Annotated in this window: 2 protein-coding genes; both read right to left on the reverse strand. The window is 41.2% G+C overall.

Features of this window, described 5'->3' with window-relative positions:
- Positions 1-1,886: DEAD/DEAH box helicase family protein (locus AB6E85_RS25710; protein ID WP_372144797.1), on the reverse strand; the 1,886-nt coding region annotated here is incomplete at its 3' end.
- Positions 1,887-1,895: 9 nt separating this feature from the next.
- The coding region (locus tag AB6E85_RS25715) for a restriction endonuclease subunit S (RefSeq protein ID WP_372144799.1) at positions 1,896-2,866 on the reverse strand (971 nt) is incomplete at its 5' end.

Genomic DNA, 2,866 nt, shown 5'->3' on the forward strand with positions numbered 1-2,866 from the left:
CCATCGTTATCGATGTTAGGGTCAAATAGGGCCGATATTTTTAGCTCAGGTTTTTCTGCTTTTAAACGGCGATAATAATCAATCGCTTCAGCGATACTATTAGTGGCTAAAATGGCGTGAAATTTATTGCCTTGGCTCAGCACATCCCATTTATCCAAGATGTCAGCGACGACTTTGTCTTGATGAGCCTTCGTTAAGTATTGGCTTTTAGGAATATAGTCTTCAATGCCTTTATGATATTTTCCTGCGGCGTCTTTAAACCCCGCCATCGGCACATCATTCATAAAGTGATTAAACTTTTTCTTTTTGGCAGGCTCTGCCATCGCCTCAGTAGCCAAGTCGGCCTTAGCTTGTTGTAAAGCAATCTCTTTTCTTAGTTCGCCATCCTTAAAGGTCGGCATTTTGTAAGGGTCAAAGCCCAATACGTTTCCATCACGGATACCATCAGCAATACTATAGCGATGCAACTCGTTACCAAAAACATCAGTAGTCGTATTACTATTAACTTGATTTTCTTCATGAATGGGCGTGCCCGTAAAACCAAAGAAGAGGGCTTTAGGAAACGTTTTTTTCACCGTTACCAACATGCCTTCTTTATTTTCTTTTCCTGCGCTCATCGTTGAGCGGTGCGCCTCATCGATAATAAACACCAAGCGCTTAGCTCGAATTTTTTCAATATCAGCCGAGTTTGTTGCTACTCCCTCATCATCCGCCTCTTCAAAAATATTGCTCATTTTTTGAATAGAACTAACGATTAAGGTATCAGCAGGAGCGGTGCTCTTTAGTTTGGTCACCAGTACATGGGTATTCTCAGTTGCTTGTACCACTTCTCCATCACTAGCAAATCCTTGATATTCAAGTAGAGACTGAGTACCAAGCTCGATGCGGTCCATTAAGAAAATTACTTTATCGGCGTCTTTTGATTGAGCAATCAACTGCGCTGACTTAAAGCTGGTCATGGTTTTACCAGAGCCAGTGGTATGCCATACATAACCACCAAGTCTGTCTTTATTGTTTACACCGCCTAACTGCTTCCAGTTGGTTTTAGCTACTCGATCCGATATCGCATTAGCAGCGTAATACTGATAGCTACGCATGACTTTAAGAACCCCATCGGTATCATCAGCGACGGTATAAAAACCTATCAACTGATGTGCCATCGGGATAGATAGCAACGTAGAGGCAATATCCTTCCAGTGGTTCACAGGTTCGTTATTATAATCGGCCCAACTAAATTGATAGTCAGGGTTAAACTTGCCATCTAGTCCGGGGTTAGCAAAGTATTTAGCCTCATCAGGCTCCATGGCAACAAAGACTTGGATGAGCGAAAAAAGGCTGCTAAAAATACCTTCTTTAGAGTATTTTTCAATTTGGTTGACCGCTTGACTTACCGGAACGCCGCTGCGTTTTAACTCAATATGAATAACGGGCATACCGTTTATTAGCAACAATACATCACCACGACGATCGTTACGTAACGGGCTACCTCGTTCGAACTTGGGTTGCTGCACAATTTGGTAACGGCTTTGACCCGCTGCGATCTCTTGGCGGTCATAAATTTTTAAACTGACTTCTTTGCCATAGTGCAGCGAGTCATCAGGGTTATCTCGTTTAATCGCGACCGTTTTACCATTAATTAAACCGTTGAGTTTGAGCGGTGTTTTCAACTCTTTGATCTGCTCAATAATCTGCTGCATTTCAGTTGCAGTCAGCGGCACATCGTTTAAGCGATCTTGTTGGCGGTTGTTTTCAAACAAAATATTTGCCCAGTTTTGCAGTAACTCGGCCTCAGTTTTGTTTTTGAATATTTCAGGCTCCCATCCTTTTTGGATAAGAACCTCAATAAAAGCCTGCTCAAATTTTGCTTCGGTTTTAAAAATGGTCATGGTCATTCCTTAAACAAACATTTTGCTCAAACAAGCCTGCTTGATGTTAGTGAGTTTGGTGATCTGTTGTTGGTGTTGGTTGATCAGCGTATCAAGTTTTTGGAAGTAGTTGCCAATGGCGGTTTGCTCTTCTCTTGTAGGAAGGCTTATTGGAGTATTCTTACCACTATTGATGGTGTATGTACCAACAGTTCCAGTTCCAGCTTCATGCTTGATATAAGTCTGAATTGGTTTACCAACAAATGAATAAAATAGGAATAAACCATCTACTTTATTTTCGTTCTTGAACCAAATAATATTTCCATCTTTGAAATATAGAGGGGCATCATCAGTGACCAACATAGGCACACCTATTGTACCAACGCCAGTCACAAGCAAGTCACCAACCTCAACCCTCCCTGAAAGTTGCGAGTATTGTTCATATTTTTCTTTCGCAATATATAAGTAGTCAGTTGGCTCTTCATTTTTATATGAAGATACAATGTCACGTGCTCTCAAGAATCTTACGCCTGAACTAGTCCAATCAGACTGATGTATTCGCTTAACTGACGTGACAGTCATCTTATCCCCTAATAACTCCTCCTCCCACTCCCTACTAAACTCCTTAAAACGGATTTCTGGAACGGTTTCGCCTTGCTTGGGAAACATCTTTACCAGCATGGCTTTTTTCAAGTGACTGAGCTTGTCATGCTTTTGTTGGTGTCGCTTTATTAAGCAGTCGAGCTTTTGGAAATGCGCCGTTATTGCATTCTGCTCTGTCAAATCCGGAATTGTGATAGTTCTACTTTTCCAGTCAGAAACATCAAATACTAACTTTTCAATATCGACCCCATAAGAGCTAATGAAAAACAGCTTATGCATTTCAGGTCGTTTTGAAATCACAGTCCAGAATTTAGCAGTAGTTTCATCACTATCTGTTAAGACAAGATACTCATTTGAGACAACAGCATTATCTAGGCTCTCTGGCACGATCCCATTAG

The organism is Vibrio sp. 10N.247.311.51 (genome assembly GCF_041467855.1).
In the GTDB taxonomy this organism is placed as follows: domain Bacteria; phylum Pseudomonadota; class Gammaproteobacteria; order Enterobacterales; family Vibrionaceae; genus Vibrio; species Vibrio coralliirubri.